A 17,172-nucleotide genomic window follows, 5' to 3' on the forward strand; every position below is an offset into this window, starting at 1 on the left:
GCGCCACTTTGGTCATGCTGCCCATGTTTTGCAGCACGGTGGTCTATGCACAGGCCGCCGCTGAGCCGGCTGCGCCCGCTGCCAGCGCAACGTTCAAGCGCTACAGCCACATTGTGGACCTTGCATTTGTCAAGCCCTATGCGGTGGCAGGCAAAAGCGATGCGGCCATGATCATCGATGCACGGCCCGCAGCGCGCAAGTTCAACCTGGGGCACATTCCCACCGCAGTGAACTTGCCCGATTCGCAGTTTGACAAGCTCGCCCCCAAGCTGCTGCCAGCCGACAAATCCAAATTGCTGATTTTCTATTGCGATGGCCCGACCTGTGTGCTCAGTCATAACTCGGCTTTCAGAGCTGAAAAGCTGGGCTATACCAATATTCGTGTGTATGAAGAAGGTATGCCGGATTGGGTCAAAAACTCTGGCTTGCCCGCCGCCTTACCGCCACCCATGATGGAAGCTGGCAAAGATGCTGGCACCATCACGGTGGCATCGTTTGAGCGCATCTACAAAGAGGCTCCGGGCACAGTGCACCTGATCGACGTGCGTGAGCCACAAGAGGTGGCTGCCGGCACCTTCAAGGGGGCGGTCAACTTCCCCATCAATACACTGGAAAAGAGCATTGACAAGCTGCCCACCGACAAACCCATCATCTTTTTTTGTGGTGCCGGCGGGCGCAGCGGCGAGGCCTATGACATGGTCAAACTGTACAAGCCCGAGCTGAAAACCGCCTTTCTTGACGCAGATATCAAGTGGGCCGCTGACGGCAGCTACACCATCAAAGCCAAATAGGTGCTTGACTCGCTTGAGTTTGCCTGACCGCCAGCGCTGGTGCTTCAGGCAGGTTCGATTGACAAAATGAAGCCCTGAATGCCACTTTCAGGTTACCAAGTTTTCGGAAAGAAGTCGGCCCAAGGCAAACCTCACGCGGGCCCAATAGTCGGTGACCAATGACGAGTAACCGCGGGCTATTGCGGCCGACGCTTGCGCTGCCTCTACACTTGCTCCTTTGCCTCAATCGATCAACTATGACCTATTGCGTCGCCATCAAACTCAACGCCGGACTGGTTTTCTTGTCCGACTCACGCACCAACGCCGGTCTGGACCAGATCAGTACCTTTCGCAAAATGATCGTATATGAAAAACCAGGCGACCGCTTCATGGTGCTTCTGTCGGCGGGCAACCTGAGCATTTCCCAGTCGGTGCGCGAAATTTTGCAGATCGAGAAACTCAAGGACGGCGACGACAGCGACCCCATCACGATCTGGAACGCCAAGAGCATGTTTGACGCGGCCCGGGTGCTGGGTGCGGCCATCCGCCACGTTTATGACCGCGATGCCGCCGCACTGAAACAGGCGGGCGTCGACTTCAATGTGTCGCTCATCTTTGGCGGACAGATCCACGGCGAGGGCATGCGCCTGTTTCAGGTGTATTCAGCGGGCAACTTCATCGAGGCCACACCCGAGACGCCGTATTTCCAGATTGGCGAGTCCAAGTATGGCAAACCGGTGCTGGATCGTGTCATCACGCCGCACACGCCACTGGACGAGGCTGCCAAGTGCGCGCTGGTGTCGATGGACTCCACCCTCAAGTCCAACCTGTCGGTGGGTCTGCCGCTGGATCTGGTGGTGTATGAAGCCCATCGTTTCCAGACTGACAAGGTGGTGTGCATCGACGAGAACAACCCCTACTTCAAGATGATGCACAACAGTTGGGGCATCAAGCTGCGCGAAGTGTTTGACAGCATTGAAGACCCCACCTGGGACGACGGCAAGACCGAGGTACCGCTGATCCAGCCGCCGGGTCGCAGCCTGCCGCTGCGCAAAATCAGCACTCCCGACGAAAAGCTGATCTGAATGACCGCTGCCATGCCCCTGGTTTTCTCCCACGCCAACAGCTTTGGTGCGGGAACCTACGGCGTTTTGTTCCGGGACCTGAAGCAGCGCGGCATGGCGGTCGCGGCCGTCGACCAGTTTGGTCACGATCCGCGTTATCCGGTCACCAGCAACTGGCCCCATCTAGTGCAACAACTGCTGGATTTCACCCAGGATCAGGTTCATCAGAACGGCGCGGCAGTGTGGCTGGTCGGCCATTCATTGGGCGGCTACCTGAGCCTGATGGCCGCGGCGCAGGCGCCGCAGCTGGCGCGTGGCGTTTTGCTGCTCGATGCCCCGGTGGTGGGTGGCTGGCGCGCCACCGCGCTGGGCGTGGCCAAACAGACCCAACTGGTCAGGTCAGTATCACCCGGCGCGGTCAGTCGCAAACGGCGCAACCAGTGGCCCGACGCCGCAGCGGCCCTCGCACACTTCCAGGGCAAACGGGCTTTTGCGAAATGGGACCCGCAGGTGCTGGCCGACTACATTACCCACGGCACCCACGACATCTGGATCGATGGCCAGAAGCAGCGGGTGCTGCGTTTTGAACGCGATGTGGAAACCACCATTTACAACACCCTGCCACACCAGATGGAGTCGCTTCTGAAGAAGCACCCGCTCAAATGCCCGGTGGCCTACATCGGCGGGCTGCGTTCCAGCGAAATGAAACAGGTCGGCATGGCGCTGACCCGGCGCGTCACCAAAGGACGCATCATGCTGATCGATGGTGGACATCTGTTCCCGATGGAGCGCCCCCATGTCGCAGCAGCGGCCATTGAGGCCGCCTTGCTCAATATGACGGTTTCGTATTCCTGAAAATTCGTGCTCAGCCTTCTGAACACTTTTTTTGCGCTTGATCAATGGCGTAGCGTTTTGCCGAACCGGCGCCCGGCAAGCATTGCCGAAAGGTTCGATCAGACGATGCCCACCTGCCATCGCAAAAGCGTCATCACGGCGCCGAATATGTCAAACTTGGGGCATGACCGACGCACATGCGGTGACCCACCAATGCGAGCAACTGCGCCGCCAGCACGCGGCAATGCTGGCGGACTATCGCGCGCTACAGCTGGAGGTAGACCAACAGCGTGTAGAGATTGCCAAGTGGCTCGAAAAACGTACGGCGGAGCTGCAGGCAGAAGCGCTAGAGCAAAAACGGGCACGCACCCTGCAAGAGGTTTTTTATCGCATTGCCGAGCGGGCTACCGCAGGACTGACTTTTTTCGAGTTCTCACGCGTCGTTCACGAACTCCTGGGCGAGCTGATTTACGCCCGGAATTTCTTTGTCTGCCTGTACAACGTTCAAAAACACACGCTGGATTTTCCTTATTACATCGATGAGCGTGATGGCGACACCTTGCAATGCAACGATGTGCCGTATCGACGTGGATTGACCGAGTTTGTGCTGCGCAGCGGCCAGCCGCAGCGCATCGATGCAGCCAGGTTCGCCCAGTTGCAGGCCAGTGGTGAGATCACCGAAGCCACGGGTGACCTCAGTTTCAGCTGCTGGATGGGCGTGCCGATGCAGATCCGCGGTGCCATCGGTGGTGTGCTGGCGGTGCAGCGCTATGAAGCAGGCAATGACTACAAGGCATCAGACGCCGACATCTTGAGTTTTGTGGCCAACCATTTCAGCAATGCGATAGAGCGCTATCAGACCGTTGAGGAGCTGCGCAAGTCAGAATGGCGCTACCGCACCATCATTGAAAAAGTCGACCTTGGTGTGGTGGTCATTCAGGGCGGACAAGCGGTGTTTGCCAATCCCTGCATGGCCAGCATCGTCGGGCATCCGATCTCGCATATTCTGTCGCAACCGCTGACGGCCTTTCTCCATCCGGATGATGTGGCGTCCGCGGCCAATCAATATGCCAAACGCCAGCGTGGCGAGGCGCTGGATCCGCAATACCCGGCCCGCATCATCGATGCACAGGGCCAGATCCGGTGGCTCGAATTCTCTGCCGTGCCGATCGACTGGAACCGCCGCCAGGCCACCTTGCTGTTTGCGGTGGATGCCACCGAAAGGCACCAGGCCGAGCAGACGCAACGCCAGGCGCTACAGCGACAAACGGAGCTCAATGCCATGAAATCCGGCTTTATCGCCATGGCATCGCACGAGTTCCGCACCCCCCTGGCCACCATCCACGGCTCGCTCGAGCTACTGCAACATTATGAAGATCGTCTCAGTGTCGAGCAAAAGGATGGCGCGCTGAAAAAAGTCGATGACGCCGTGCTGCGCATGACAGGCATGCTTGAAAAAGTGCTCCTGATTGGCAGCGCAGACTCACGACAACTGGCGTTCGAACCCCGCCCGCTCGAAGTGGCGACGTTCATCCGTGGCCTGGTGGATGAGCTGCGCAGCAGCATGCACACCCAGATGGCAAAGATCACATTGACGCTGGTTCTTCCCGGCCCTGAGGCGATTCTCTGGCTGGATGAAAACCTGCTGCGAAACATCCTGGGAAACCTGCTCAGCAACGCGGTCAAGTACGCACGCGAAGGTACTGAAGTGCAGGTCCGCGTCCATGCCGCTGAGCAAGCGCTGCAAATCAGCGTCATCGATCAGGGGATTGGCATTCCGGCCGACGACTTGCCCCACCTGTTTGAGCGATTTCACCGCGCCAGCAACGTTGGCCCGATCACGGGCACCGGGCTTGGCCTGTCTATCGTCAAGGACGCCGTGACGGCGCATCACGGCAGCATCGACGTGCAAAGCCAGGTCGGTGTCGGCAGCTGCTTCACTGTGCGCTTGCCGATTCAGGAGCGCTTATGACCGCCTGGTCTGAGCAACTGGCGCAATTGCAAGACCTGCAGTCACAGCAGCAGGCATTGGAGCTGGATTATTTGGCCTTGCAGGCCGAGAGGCAACAACAACAGCAGGCTGCCAGCCGGTGGCTGGCGCGCCGCGGCGACGAGTTGCAGGCTGAGGCTGCCGAGCAGAAAAAGGCCGAGACCCTGCAGCGGATTTTTTACCGCATCGCCGAGCGTGCCACCGCCAATCTATCGTTTTACGAGTTTCTGCAAACTGTACATGGCCTGCTGGGCCAATTGCTCTATGCCAGGAACTGCTATGTGTGTCTTTACGACGCCCAAACCAATACGAAGGATTTCCCCTACTACGTGGACGAGCGCGATGGAGACCGCCTGCAGCTCAGCCATGTGCCTTATCGGCGTGGTTTGACCGAATTTGTGTTGCGCACCGCCAAACCACAGCTGATCGACGCAGCGCGCCTGGCCCTGCTGCAGGCAACGGGTGAAGTCACCGAGGGCAGTGGCGACATGAGCTTCACCTCGTGGCTGGGCGTGCCGATGCAGATCCATGGTGTGACCGCCGGGGTGCTGACGGTGCAAGGCTACGAGCCGAGCATCCATTACGACGCATCGGATGCTGACGTCCTGTCATTTGTGGCTAACCATGTCAGCAGTGCCATCGAGCGTTATCAGGCGATTGACGAGTTGCGCAAGTCAGAGGCGCGCTACCGGCTGGTGATTGAAAGCGTGGGCGTCGGCGTGGTTGTGGTGCAGTTCGGGCGCATGGTATTTGCCAACCCCAGTATGGTGCGCATTGTCGGCCACCCGCTGGACTATCTGCTGTCAAACCACTACACGGCAACGATTCACCCCGATGACGTGGCGCAGGTGGTCGAGAGGCACCAGCGCCGACTGCGCAACGAGCCAGTGGAGACACACTACGGCTTTCGCGTCATTACCCAAAGTGGCGACATACGCTGGCTCGACCTGTCTGCGGTCAAGATTGAATGGGGCGCTGCCGACGCCACCCTGATGTTTGTGGTCGATGCCACTGCACGCATGCAGGCTGAGCAGACCCGGCGCGAAGCCTTGCAAAAACAGGGCGAGCTCAATGACATGAAGTCGCGCTTTATCTCGATGGCGTCGCACGAGTTCCGCACGCCGCTTGCCACCATTCATGGTTCGGTGGAGTTGCTGCGTCACTACCAGAACCGGCTGCGCCCGGAACAAAAAGCCGAAGCCCTGAAAAAAATAGACGATGCTGTACGTCGCATGACCCGCATGCTGGAAAACGTGTTGTTGATTGGCCGTGCCGACGCAGGTCAACTGGAGTTCAAGCCGCAGGCGCTGGCCGTGACACGTTTTTGCCTGGGACTCATCGACGAGCTGAGAAGCAGCATGGCGGCACGTTTTGAGCAGGTCAGGCTGGTGCTTGACCTGCCGCCCGCCGATATGAAACTCTGGCTCGATGACACGCTGCTGCGAAACATCCTTGGCAACCTGCTCGGCAATGCACTGAAGTACACGCCCAACGGAAAGACCGTCTTTTTCACGGTTAAGGTCGGCACCGATTCGCTGCATATCAGGGTGGCGGACGAGGGCATTGGCATTCCCGAAGCGGATCTGCCACGCCTGTTTGAGAGCTTTCAACGCGCCAGCAATGTGGGCACCATCGCCGGTACGGGCCTTGGGTTGTCGATTGTGCGTGACTCGGTCACCTGGCATAAGGGTTCCATCGAGGTCAGCAGCCAAGTCAACCAGGGCAGTTGCTTCAGCGTGGTTTTGCCAACGAAAATACTGCCGACGGACCACCAGGGAACACCCTCATGAAAATTCTGATCGCGGAAGACGAACCGAGTTTGCGCGAGAACCTTCAATTGATGCTGGAGCTTGAAGGTTACGAAGTCAGCGCAGCCTGCGATGGGCTTGACGCGCTGGAGCAGGCGCGTGCCCATTGCCCTGACCTGCTGATCTCTGACGTGATGATGCCGCGGCTCGACGGCTTCGGCCTGGTTGAGGCACTGCGTCAGGATGCCGCCACCGCCCTGCTGCCCATCATCATCCTGACGGCCAAAGCCGATCACGGCGACGTCAGGCTGGGCATGACGCTCGGGGCCGACGACTACCTGATCAAACCCTACCGGCGCGACGAACTGCTCGAAGCCATTGGCACGCGATTGAGTCGCAGCCGGCAGGTGGCGCAAGCCACGGTGCGTCACCAGGATGAAATTCGCCTGGCGCTTCAGTTCGATCCGCTGACCTCGTTGCCGAACCGGCTGGGTTTCGAGCAGACTCTGGAGAGCGAACTGCGTCGCAACCAGGGTGCAGGGCCGGCGGCCATCACGGTGGTGTGTCTGGGACTCGACGGTTTTTCACGCATCAACGACGGATTTGGTTCGACCGTGGGCGATCTGGTGCTGCGTGAGGTGTCGCGCCGACTGGGAAATGCGGTGATGCAACTCGGACAATCCGCTGCTCAGGATCCGGTTGCTCGGGTGGCTGGCGACTGTTTTGGTATTTGCCTGCGCACCAGCGCGCCCGCAACGGCGCTGGAGTCTCAGGTCAGGCAGTTGATGCAGGTGCTGGAGCCACCGTTCGACATTGATGACCAAAGTCTGCACCTCAACGCCAGCGCCGGGGCCTGTCAGGCAAGCGACCCATCATGTACTGCCGTATCGCTGATGTTCAATGCCGAGTCTGCCATGCGCCACGCCAAGCCGCACGGACCTGGGGCCTATCGGCTGTTTGATGGTACTTTGAATCGGCAAGTAGCCCGCCAATTGCAGATTCACAACGAACTGCATCATGCCGTCGCAAACGCTGAGTTGTTGGTCTATTACCAGCCGCAGGTCCAGGTCGGATCCGGCCGGCTGACGGGTTTTGAAGCCTTGGCGCGCTGGCAGCACCCCACACTGGGTTGGGTGTCACCGGCGGAGTTCATCCCGATTGCCGAAGAAAGCGGCATCATCAACCCATTGGGCGAGAGCGTGCTGCGCACCGCCGCAGCGCAGGCGGTGCAATGGTTGAATCTTGGGCAGCGTGACTTTCGGGTGGCAGTCAACCTGTCGGTGCGTCAGTTTGCCAGTGGCCAGCTGCCAGCGCTGGTGGCGCAGGTGCTGAGAGAGTCCGGCCTGCCCGCTCACATGCTGGAGCTGGAAGTCACCGAAAGTCTGGCATTGCAAAGTGTGGCCAGTACTTTGAGTACCCTGCACGCGCTCAAGGCACTGGGCATCAAGCTGTCGATGGACGACTTTGGCACAGGTTACTCCAGCCTTGCCTACCTCAAACGCTATCCGCTCAACTCCCTCAAAATCGACCAGGGTTTTGTGCGCAACATCACGCACGACGCCGGTGATGCAGCCATCACCCGCGCCATTGTCGCCATGGCCCACAGCTTCGGCATGAGTGTGATCGCAGAAGGGGTTGAAACACCGGAGCAACTGGACTTTCTGCGTCAGCTGGGCTGTGAAGAATTCCAGGGCTATCTGTTTAGCCGGCCACTCCCCCCCAGCGAAGCGCTGCGCTGTTTTGGCGGCTATCACCCGGCATGAGAGGCGGGCATCAGGCCGTCCAGCTGACGGCACCACTCCACGCGGTGGCCAGCACCACCACACCAAAAACAATCCGGTAATAGGCAAAACCGACAAAGCTGTGGGTGGAAATAAAACGCAGCAACCAGCGGATACACAACCAGGCGCTGAAAAACGACACCACCAGCCCGACCCCGAACAGTGGCAGGTCTGCCAGCGACAGCAATGCGCGCTCTTTGTACAGACTGTAGGCACCCGCCCCGATGAGGGTGGGAATGGCCAGGTAAAACGAAAAATCGGTGGCCGCCTTGCGCGACAGTCCGAGCAACATGCCGCCAATGATGGTGGCACCACTGCGACTGGTGCCAGGCACCATGGCCAGGCATTGCACCAAACCCACCTTGAGTGCGTCCATGGCGTTCATGGCGTCCACATCGTCGATGCGCGCCAGCGCCGGGTGGCGCTTCTGGCGCGCCTCGGCCCACAAAATGATAAAGCCACCGACGATAAAGGTGCTGGCAACCACCACCGGTGTGAACAGATGCGCCTTGATCACCTTGCCAAACAGCAGGCCCAGCAACACCGCCGGAAAAAACGCAATCGCCACGTTGAGCGCGAAACTCTGCGCCTGACGCTGGGTCGGCAGCGCCACCAGGGTGTCGCGTATTTTCTGCCAGTACACCAGAATCACGGCAAAAATGGCACCCGTCTGGATGGCAATGTCAAACACTTTGGCTTTTTCGTCGTCGAACCCCAGCAATGCCCCCGCCAGAATCAGATGCCCGGTGCTTGAAATCGGCAAGAACTCGGTCAGGCCCTCCACCAGGCCCATGATGGCCGCCTTGATCAACAACACAATATCCACACTCGCACCTCCGCAGTGCCGCGATTATCGCCAGCTCGGGCTGGCTGTCCGTTCGTGCCATCGCAGGTGGCATTTCACGCCACCCAAAACCCGTTTGACGGATTGAAATGGCCGCTTCGTCGTGTTTTGCAGCACGACTGACACCAACTCGTGAACAATCAGGTGATGCAGCAGAAACCCACCTTGCGACGTGCCCTTCAGATCATCGTGTTCAACACCGTGATCGCTCTGGGCATCGCCACTTTCATGGGCCGCGGCCTTTGGGAGAACCTGGTCTATTCACAATGCATCGGACTGAGCATCTGGGCCTTGATTGACTTTACCCAGTATTGGCTGATCAAAGACATGCAGACGCAGTGGCGACGTCTGTTCTGGCTGGTTCCGGTCTGCGCCGCCATGGGCTATGTGGTGGGGACGCTGCTGGCGCAGTGGTTTTTTCCGCACCACCAGCTGTCTTTCTGGACCAGTCGCCCCAACCAGGCCCTGGGCTTTCTGGTCATCAGCCTGATGGCCGGTGCCGCCAGCACCTACTTTTTCATGAGCCGGGAACAACTGGCCACCGCGCAACTGAAGCTGCAAAGCTCGCAACGTGAAATGGAAGCAGTTCAGCGTCAGGCGGCGCAAGCCCAGCTCAGGCTGCTGCAGAGCCAACTGGAACCCCACATGCTGTTCAACACGCTGGCCAATCTGCGCGTGCTGATCACCCTGGACCCACCCCGCGCCCAGCAGATGCTGGACCACCTGGTGGACTATCTGCGCGCCACCCTGACCGCCTCGCGCGCGACCGCGCACCCGCTGCGGACCGAGTTTGAACGCTTGCGCGACTACCTCGAACTGATCAAGGTGCGCATGGGTGTGCGCCTGAGCTACACCCTTGATCTGGCGCCTGAACTGGCCGAGCTGCCGCTCCCGCCACTGCTGCTGCAGGCGCTGGTGGAAAACGCGATCAAACACGGACTTGAACCCAAACTCGAAGGTGGCAGCATCACGGTTCGGGCCAGCCGCAAGGCTGACCGGGTGAGCCTGGTGGTGCAAGACACCGGAGTGGGACTGGATCAAAATGCAGATGCCATCACCACCGACGGTTTCGGGCTGGTTCAGGTTCGTGAACGCCTGCAGACCCATTTTGGCCCCACTGCAAGACTTGAATTGATAGCTATGAAACCTTGTGGTACAAGCGCTGAAGCCACATTTGATGCCAAACAATGAACACCCGACCCCAACACCCGACGGCCTTGATCGCCGAAGATGAACCGCTGTTGGCAGCAGCCCTGAAGGCTGAACTGGTCCTCGCCTGGCCCGAGCTGAAACTGCTGGCCACCGTGGCAGATGGCGGCACAGCGGTGCGCGAGGCGCTGGCCCTGCAGCCGGATGTGCTGTTTTTTGATATCCGTATGCCTGGCATGGGTGGACTGGAGGCCGCAGCCGAACTGGCCGATCTGTGGGACAACGTCGCCAAGCCCTTTCCGGCATTGGTTTTTGTCACCGCTTACGATCAGTATGCGCTGCAGGCCTTTGAGGCGCAGGCGATGGATTACCTGCTCAAGCCGCTCAATCCGGCGCGACTGCAAAAAACCGTGGCAAAACTTCGAGGCACGCTGGCGCTGCGGTCCAGGCAGAATCACCCCCCGCAGGCGGCCCAAGGTGCTGATACCCAACAGCTCGACACCACCATGGCGCAACTTCGCGAGTTGCTGCAGCAGGCCGAAAGGCCTGGCCCAGGTCCTGGCGGGACATGGCTCAAGCTGCTTCAGGTTGGCGTTGGCAACAGCGTGCGCCTCGTGCCGATTGATGACGTGCTGTACTTTGAAGCGGCTGACAAATACATCCGGGTGCTGACTGCCCAGCACGAATACCTGATCCGCACACCACTCAAGGAACTGCTACCTCAGCTCGATCCCGACCGCTTCTGGCAGGTTCACCGTGGCACGGTGGTCAACAGTCACTGCATCGAATCGGCGAGCCGCGATGAAAGTGGCAAGACCTTGTTGCGGCTGCGCGGTCTGCCCGGCAAACTGACGGTCAGCCGACTCTACGCCGGACTTTTCAAGGCGATGTGACGCGCCAGCGGTGTTCGTTAGCCGGGTGTCAATGCCGAATGCCCGCCTGAAACCGTCCTGGACAAATGGCGGATAATCCGCTGAAAAAAATCAAGGGTGATCGCACTTGATTGAGGTTCAATAGCCTCAAAAGTGAGCAAAGAAAGTCTACGTTGGATCCACAGTCTGCCGCTTTGTCCGAGGCGCTCAAGCGTTGCGAGAATGAACCCATTGCGCAAATTGGTGCCATCCAGCGCCACGGTGCGTTGCTGGCGATCGATGAGCAATGGCAAGTACAAATTGCCAGCGGCAATCTGCATGAGACGCTTGCACTGACAGCGGCACATGCGCTGGGTCGCAGCGCCGAGGAACTGCTCGGTGCAGCCGCCTGTCGCGCCATTGCAGCGTTAGGCATGCCACAGGCCGGACATCATCCGCAGGCTGTCACACTGCTGCTGGGCGCTGACAAGCAGCTGCGCCAGGCACAAGTTCACCGATCGGGAAGCTTGCGGGTGGTCGAAATCGAGGGGTACGACCCGCAGGCGGAACTGGTATATCCGATGGAAGTGGATGCCATCGACCGCCTGATGACGTCGATGCTGGCTGCCACCGACACGCTGGAAGACTTCGCCAGCATCATCACCAGCCAGGTGCAGGCCATCACCGGCTTTGACCGGGTCATGGTGTACCAGTTTGATCCCCAGTGGAATGGCAAGGTCATTGCCGAAACCTGCCGCGAAGGCATTGGGTCCTTGCTCGGCAACCATTTCCCGGCATCGGACATTCCACCACCGGCTCGCGCCCTGTACACCCGCAATCTGGTACGCATGCTGGTCAACCGGGGCGCTGCGGCGGTTCCGCTGCACCAGTGGGGAAAAGACACCGCCCACTGCACCCTTGATTTGTCGTTTTCCGTGCTGCGCAGCATGTCACCGATTCACCTCGAATACCTGGGCAATCTGGGCGTGAGCGCCTCGCTGACGATATCGCTGCTGCAGGACGGCAAGTTGTGGGGTCTGATCGCCTGCCATCACGAGCAGCCGCGCCAGCTCGCGTTTCGCCTGCGTCAAAGCATGGAAATGCTGGCCAAGACCGTGGCTCTGCGGCTGTCTGCCATGGTCTTTGACGAAAGCAAGCGCTACCAGCGCCGGGTGCGCGACTTGCTGCCGCTGCTGGGCGGGCCAGCGGGATTGGCGCAGTCCGCCAGTCCTGGTGCACTGTTGATGCCGGCGCTGCAACAAGAGGTGCTGGGCCTGGTTCACGCCAGTGCCGCTTTGATTGCCACCGGTGACGAACTGACGGCCATCGGCCCGGCCCCCGACCCTGAATATTGGCCCGCTTTGCTGCAATGGTTGCGTCCACAACTGATACTGCGCCAGACTTATGCCACCCATGCGCTGGCCCAGGACTACCCGCCTGCAGTTGCCTTTGCCAGGCAGGCGTCTGGGCTGCTGGCCATCCGGCTGGACCCGTCGGCCGGGCATTGCTTGCTCTGGTTCCGAGAGGAAGTGATCCAGTCCACCACCTGGGCCGGCGAGGCGGACAAACAGCTGGTGCAGGACGAGATCGGCCCCAAGCTCGCACCACGCCGCTCGTTCGCGCGCTGGGTTCAGACGCGGCGCGGCGAGGCGCAACACTGGAGTGACCCCGAAACCGAGGCTGCACAAGCGCTTTCATTGACTTTGGCCGAGGTCTTTTTGCGCCAGCAACTCAAAGTGGCCGACGAATCCAGACGGCTTGCTGCATCGGTGTACGAGAACAGCAGCGAGGCCATGGTCGTGACCGACGCGAACAACGTCATCCTCAACATCAACCCGGCCTTCACAGCGCTGACCGGCTACCGTCCGGCCGAGGTGATCGGCCAGACCCCCATGGTGCTGAAATCCGGACGCCATGATGCCCGGTTTTACCAGGATATGTGGGCCACGCTCCAAGCGCGTGGTGTCTGGAGTGGCGAGATCTGGAACCGGCGCAAAAACGGCGAGGTCTACCCAGAGTTGCTGACCATCAACAGCATTTACGACGACGCCGGAAAGCTGCACCGACGAGTGGCTTTGTTCACCGACATTTCAGAACGCAAACGGGCTGAGATGGCCTTGCATGCGAGCGAGGCACGATTTCGCGGTGTATTTGAACGTGCCTACATCGGCATCTCGATCACCGATCTGGAGGGACGGGTGCTCGAGGCCAACCACAGCCTGGCCCGCATACTGGGTTGCCCGCGCCATGAGCTGCTGGGCCTGAATGTGGCAGAGTTCACCCACCCGGATGACCAGGTGCTGGAGGCTCTGCATGTTGCCGAACTCATGTCGGGCAAGCGTGACGCATTCCGCATGGAAAAGCGCTACCTGACGCGTTCCAAGGGCCAGGTGTGGATCGACCTGCTGGTGACGGTGATTCGCGATGCCAACAACGAAATCAACGCTGTCATCCGGTTGGTGATCGACATCTCGGATCGGCTGCGTGCCGAGGCCGACCTGCGCATCGCCGCTACGGCCTTTGAATCCCACGAAGGCATGATGGTCACCAACTCAAAGGGACTTATCCTGCGGGTGAACCATGCTTTCACGCAAATCACCGGGTGGCGTGCCGACGAAGTGGTTAACCAGAATCCGCGCATCCTGAAATCCGGCAAACACGATGCGGCCTTTTACGCCGACATGTGGCAGCGCATCCATCAAACCGGCTCCTGGCAGGCAGACGTCTGGAATCGTCGCAAGAACGGCGAGCAGTTTTATTGCTGGCTGTCGATCACGGCGGTGAAAAGTGCCGAAGGACCGGTCAGCCACTATGTCGGAACCCTCACCGACCTGACGGAGCGCAAAGCCGCGGCGGACAAGATCGAGCTGCTGGCCTTTTATGACCACCTGACCCAACTGCCCAACCGGCGCCTGATGATGGACCGCCTGCAGCAGGCCATCGTCAATGCACAGCGGCGCCAACGGCCCGGCGCGGTGCTGCTGCTGGATCTGGACAATTTCAAGTCGCTCAACGACACCCGGGGCCATGCGGCCGGTGATTTGCTGCTGGTCGATGTGGCCAAGCGCTTGCAGCACAGCGCCCGCGCCGGTGACTCGGTGGCCCGCATCGGTGGTGACGAGTTCATTGTCATCATTGAAGACCTGGGCGGCGGTGACCTGGCTGCGCTGCAGGCCGAAGCCGTGGGCGAGAAGTTTCTGGAAAGCCTCGGACACCCCTTTGAACTGGCTCTGACCGGCAGCGACGACAACCCCAGCACCATCAGCCATTTCTGTACCTGCAGCATTGGGCTGGCACTGTTTTGCGGGACACAGGTGACCGCAGATGAACTGATCAAACGCGCCGATACCGCCATGTACCAGGCCAAAGCGGCCGGACGAAACACCTTGCGTTTCTTTGACCCGGACATGCAGGCGGCGGTGCAGGCACGGGCCGTGCTCGAAGTGGACCTGCGCCTGGCACTCAAGCAAAACCAGTTCCTGCTTTATTTCCAGGCCCAAGTAGACCAGAAAGGCAAGCTCACCGGGGCCGAAGCGCTGGTGCGCTGGCAGCACCCGCAACGCGGTCTGGTGCCACCGAACGAATTCATCCCGCTGGCAGAACAAACCGGCCTGATCCTGCCGCTGGGTCAATGGGTGCTTGACCGTGCCGGCCAGCAGCTGGCGTTGTGGGCGACAGATCAGGCCAGCGCCCACTTGACGCTCGCGGTGAACGTCAGCGCACGCCAGTTTGCGCAAGCGGATTTTGTCGAACGTGTGCTGGCCGCGATGGTCCAGTCGGGCGCGCGACTGGATCGGCTCAAGCTGGAGTTGACCGAGAGCCTGCTGCTCGAACAGCCCGAGGACATCATCGCCAAAATGAGGCGCCTCAAAACGCATGGGGTGCTGTTCTCGCTGGATGACTTTGGCACCGGCTACTCGTCAATGACCTACCTGAAACGTCTGCCGCTGGATCAGCTCAAGATCGACCAGTCCTTTGTGCAGGACATTGTCACCGACCACAACGATGCGGCGATTGCCAAGACAATTGTGGCGCTTGGTCACAATCTGGGCATGACTGTCATTGCAGAAGGTGTCGAAACCAAGGCGCAGCGCAATGTGCTGGCGAGCCTGGGCTGCCTGCACTATCAGGGCTACCTCTTCAGCCGCCCCGTGCCAATCGAGGCGCTCTCGGCGCGGCTGGCCAGGTCGGATGTATTCTGAATCACCGCGTGATGGTGTTTTCCGACACCCGCCCCTTGACCCACTTGAACGGGACACTGTTCATCGAGAATCCATGATGACCGCTCAGGACTTATCTGCCAAGCTTCACGCGCAGTTGCGCCTGGCCACCAAGGCGGCACACCACCGGCTGGACCATCACCCGCTGCTGGCGCCATTGTTGAGGGAAGATCTGAGCGCAACCCAGTACGGCGATGCATTGGCTAGCCTGCATGGGGTTCATGCGGTCATCGAAACCCGCCTGCTGGCGTTTTTGGCGGCCAACCCCGGGCTTTTTGACTATGCGGCGCGGCGCAAGGTGGCGGCCATCGATGCCGATCTACGGGCCCTGCACCGCTCGCCCCTGCCGGTCAGCATCAGTTTGCCCACCCCCGACAGCGTGGGCGCACTGGTGGGGCTGCTCTACACACTGGAAGGGGCCACGCAGGGCGGGCAATACATCGCGCGCAATCTGCATCAGTTGCCGCCACCGCAGCTGCCCAGCACGTTTTTTGACGGTTATGGCGCACACACAGCAGCCCGTTGGCAGGAATTCTGGGACTTCGCTCAGGCGAACTGCCCGAGCGCTGAGCACACGCTGGCGATCAGCAGCGCGACCGCCATGTTCGAGGCCATCGGTCAGCATCTGGATGCTTGCCTGGTGCTGCTCAAAAAGACCGAACCAGACTGACAAAAACCTGCCGCGACCTGGGCAACTGACGCAGCACCGCATCGACCGGGCCACCGGCCAGACGGACACCCGTCTGCAAACGCAGACGGTCACCCTGATGCAGCAAACCCAGCGTCCACAGGTGGCCACCGTCGGCCGGGTGATACAGCACATCCACCGAGGGTTGCCAGCCGTCACGCTCCCAGCTCAGACGCAGGTAGAGGTTGCTGCGCTGCAGGCTGGCAGCACCGGCCAGTGCGTCGGCCTGCCACGCCAGATTGCCGGCCAGTGCTGCCACAGGAACCGGCGCGCTCGCCTGCGCCAGAAGCGACTGGTTGCGCTGCAGCCACTGCCGCCATCCGGACTCAGACATCGCCATTCCGTCCCACCAAGCCTCGGCGAGCACGCTGAGCTGGCTGGCATGGGTCCAGGTGCCACCCATCAACAATTGTGTGGTTTGGCCTTGCGCTGCGATGTGCCAGGGGTTTTGCGTCAGCACACCATCAACCGCCGCATCAGACGCCAGCCTTTGCGCATGGCGGATGTTGCGCCAGGAAGCGTGCAGTTCAAGGGCATCGCTGGCCACCCAGGCCGCTGCCAGTCCCACGCTGGCACCACTTTGCAGACCACGCCGGGCAAAGCCATGCCAGTCCACAGCGCCCTGGCGCCGGTAGTAGCGCAAAGCCAGGGCGTTTTCCTGGGCCGCACGCTCGGACCGGCGGTGCCCAGGGTTCACCCACGCCAGCGACCAGGCACTGTCGGGGGCAAACTGTTCGGCCATGAGCAAAGCTCGCCCCTCAAGGGTGCTGCTGGCCAGACTGCGGCGCGTCTCCTGTTGCACCACGTCGTTGGGCCGAAAGGCATACCCCACGTCCCAAGAGACGATCTTCTTGCCTGCACTGAATTGCCAGTCGCCTGCCGCATGGCTGGCTACCAGCTCGTTGAACCAGGCGTGCTGCGCACTGCCACGGCCCGATGACCACTGGTCTTGCAGGGTGGCGGTGGCGTGCCAGCCATCCCCACTGGCGCGCAACTCAAGTTCGGCGCTGAGTGCGCCGGTTGGCAATGACACGGTGCCGGGCTGCAAGGCATTGGCCCGGGCCACCGGGCCTTGAGGATTGGCGTACCAGCCATCCCACTGCACGCGCCACTGCCCGCCCAGCGGCATTGGCCATACCGGCGTGCTGTCGGTCCGGCTATCGGGTGTTTGGGCACAGAGACTGGCACAGCCGCACAACATGAGCAGTGCCAGCGAGCGAACAGTGGCCATGG

12 protein-coding genes are annotated in these 17,172 nt (G+C 60.5%); 10 read left to right on the plus strand and 2 right to left on the minus strand.

Annotated features, from left to right (window positions below):
- The 6 genes from KBF66_RS12550 to KBF66_RS12575 form a co-directional block, all read left to right on the plus strand.
- Positions 1 to 791, plus strand: a 791-nt coding sequence (locus KBF66_RS12550; RefSeq protein WP_296657095.1) for a rhodanese-like domain-containing protein, incomplete at its 5' end; no start/stop codon positions are given.
- Positions 792 to 1,027: 236 nt separating this feature from the next.
- A complete protein-coding gene (locus KBF66_RS12555) occupies positions 1,028 to 1,855 on the plus strand; it encodes a proteasome-type protease (RefSeq protein ID WP_296657100.1) in 828 nt (275 codons plus the stop codon).
- A 12-nt stretch (positions 1,856 to 1,867) separates the two neighbouring features.
- A complete protein-coding gene (locus KBF66_RS12560) occupies positions 1,868 to 2,689 on the plus strand; it encodes an alpha/beta hydrolase (protein ID WP_296657104.1) in 822 nt (273 codons plus the stop codon).
- Between the two features lie 163 nt (positions 2,690 to 2,852).
- Positions 2,853 to 4,640, plus strand: a complete 1,788-nt coding sequence (locus tag KBF66_RS12565; protein ID WP_296657108.1) for an ATP-binding protein — start codon at positions 2,853 to 2,855, stop codon at positions 4,638 to 4,640.
- Positions 4,637 to 6,448, plus strand: coding sequence for an ATP-binding protein (locus tag KBF66_RS12570; protein ID WP_296657112.1), 1,812 nt, complete (start codon positions 4,637 to 4,639; stop codon positions 6,446 to 6,448). Before KBF66_RS12565 ends, KBF66_RS12570 begins: the two co-directional genes overlap by 4 nt.
- The gene (locus KBF66_RS12575; RefSeq protein WP_296657116.1) at positions 6,445 to 8,169 is read left to right on the plus strand and encodes an EAL domain-containing protein; all 1,725 of its coding nucleotides are present in this window, start codon (positions 6,445 to 6,447) and stop codon (positions 8,167 to 8,169) included. The genes KBF66_RS12570 and KBF66_RS12575 overlap by 4 nt, the downstream gene beginning before the upstream one ends.
- Before the next feature lie 10 nt (positions 8,170 to 8,179).
- Here KBF66_RS12575 and KBF66_RS12580 read toward each other — a convergent pair whose 3' ends face one another.
- A complete protein-coding gene (locus KBF66_RS12580; RefSeq protein WP_296657120.1) occupies positions 8,180 to 9,013 on the minus strand; it encodes an undecaprenyl-diphosphate phosphatase in 834 nt (277 codons plus the stop codon).
- Between the two features lie 165 nt (positions 9,014 to 9,178).
- Here KBF66_RS12580 and KBF66_RS12585 point away from each other — a divergent pair, with 165 nt between their 5' ends.
- The 4 genes from KBF66_RS12585 (at position 9,179) to KBF66_RS12600 (ending at position 15,921) form a co-directional block, all read left to right on the plus strand.
- Positions 9,179 to 10,222, plus strand: a complete 1,044-nt coding sequence (locus tag KBF66_RS12585) for a histidine kinase (protein ID WP_296657123.1) — start codon at positions 9,179 to 9,181, stop codon at positions 10,220 to 10,222.
- Positions 10,219 to 11,073 carry a LytTR family DNA-binding domain-containing protein gene (locus KBF66_RS12590; protein WP_296657126.1) on the plus strand — a complete coding sequence of 285 codons (855 nt, stop codon included), beginning with the start codon at positions 10,219 to 10,221 and terminating at the stop codon, positions 11,071 to 11,073. Before KBF66_RS12585 ends, KBF66_RS12590 begins: the two co-directional genes overlap by 4 nt.
- Positions 11,074 to 11,225: 152 nt before the next feature.
- Positions 11,226 to 15,233 carry an EAL domain-containing protein gene (locus KBF66_RS12595; RefSeq protein WP_296657129.1) on the plus strand — a complete coding sequence of 1,336 codons (4,008 nt, stop codon included), beginning with the start codon at positions 11,226 to 11,228 and terminating at the stop codon, positions 15,231 to 15,233.
- Positions 15,234 to 15,306: 73 nt separating this feature from the next.
- On the plus strand, positions 15,307 to 15,921 hold the full coding sequence (locus tag KBF66_RS12600) for a biliverdin-producing heme oxygenase (protein ID WP_296657133.1): 615 nt from the start codon (positions 15,307 to 15,309) through the stop codon (positions 15,919 to 15,921).
- On the opposite strand, the gene KBF66_RS12605 is transcribed toward KBF66_RS12600, so the two are convergent.
- Positions 15,899 to 17,170, minus strand: a complete 1,272-nt coding sequence (locus tag KBF66_RS12605) for a hypothetical protein (protein ID WP_296657137.1) — start codon at positions 17,168 to 17,170, stop codon at positions 15,899 to 15,901. The genes KBF66_RS12600 and KBF66_RS12605 overlap by 23 nt on opposite strands.
- Positions 17,171 to 17,172: the final 2 nt, after the last annotated feature.

Origin of the sequence: Rhodoferax sp. (assembly GCF_018063565.1) — a bacterium.
In the GTDB taxonomy this organism is placed as follows: domain Bacteria; phylum Pseudomonadota; class Gammaproteobacteria; order Burkholderiales; family Burkholderiaceae_C; genus Rhodoferax.

Bases quoted from the DNA above. Each gene is read 5' to 3' on its own strand.
- KBF66_RS12555 (WP_296657100.1), top strand. From the start codon at position 1,028: ATGACCTATTGCGTCGCCATCAAACTCAACGCCGGACTGGTTTTCTTG.
- KBF66_RS12560 (WP_296657104.1), top strand. From the start codon at position 1,868: ATGCCCCTGGTTTTCTCCCACGCCAACAGCTTTGGTGCGGGAACCTAC.
- KBF66_RS12565 (WP_296657108.1), top strand. From the start codon at position 2,853: ATGACCGACGCACATGCGGTGACCCACCAATGCGAGCAACTGCGCCGC.
- KBF66_RS12570 (WP_296657112.1), top strand. From the start codon at position 4,637: ATGACCGCCTGGTCTGAGCAACTGGCGCAATTGCAAGACCTGCAGTCA.
- KBF66_RS12575 (WP_296657116.1), top strand. From the start codon at position 6,445: ATGAAAATTCTGATCGCGGAAGACGAACCGAGTTTGCGCGAGAACCTT.
- KBF66_RS12585 (WP_296657123.1), top strand. From the start codon at position 9,179: ATGCAGCAGAAACCCACCTTGCGACGTGCCCTTCAGATCATCGTGTTC.
- KBF66_RS12590 (WP_296657126.1), top strand. From the start codon at position 10,219: ATGAACACCCGACCCCAACACCCGACGGCCTTGATCGCCGAAGATGAA.
- KBF66_RS12600 (WP_296657133.1), top strand. From the start codon at position 15,307: ATGATGACCGCTCAGGACTTATCTGCCAAGCTTCACGCGCAGTTGCGC.
- KBF66_RS12605 (WP_296657137.1), bottom strand. From the start codon at position 17,170: ATGGCCACTGTTCGCTCGCTGGCACTGCTCATGTTGTGCGGCTGTGCC.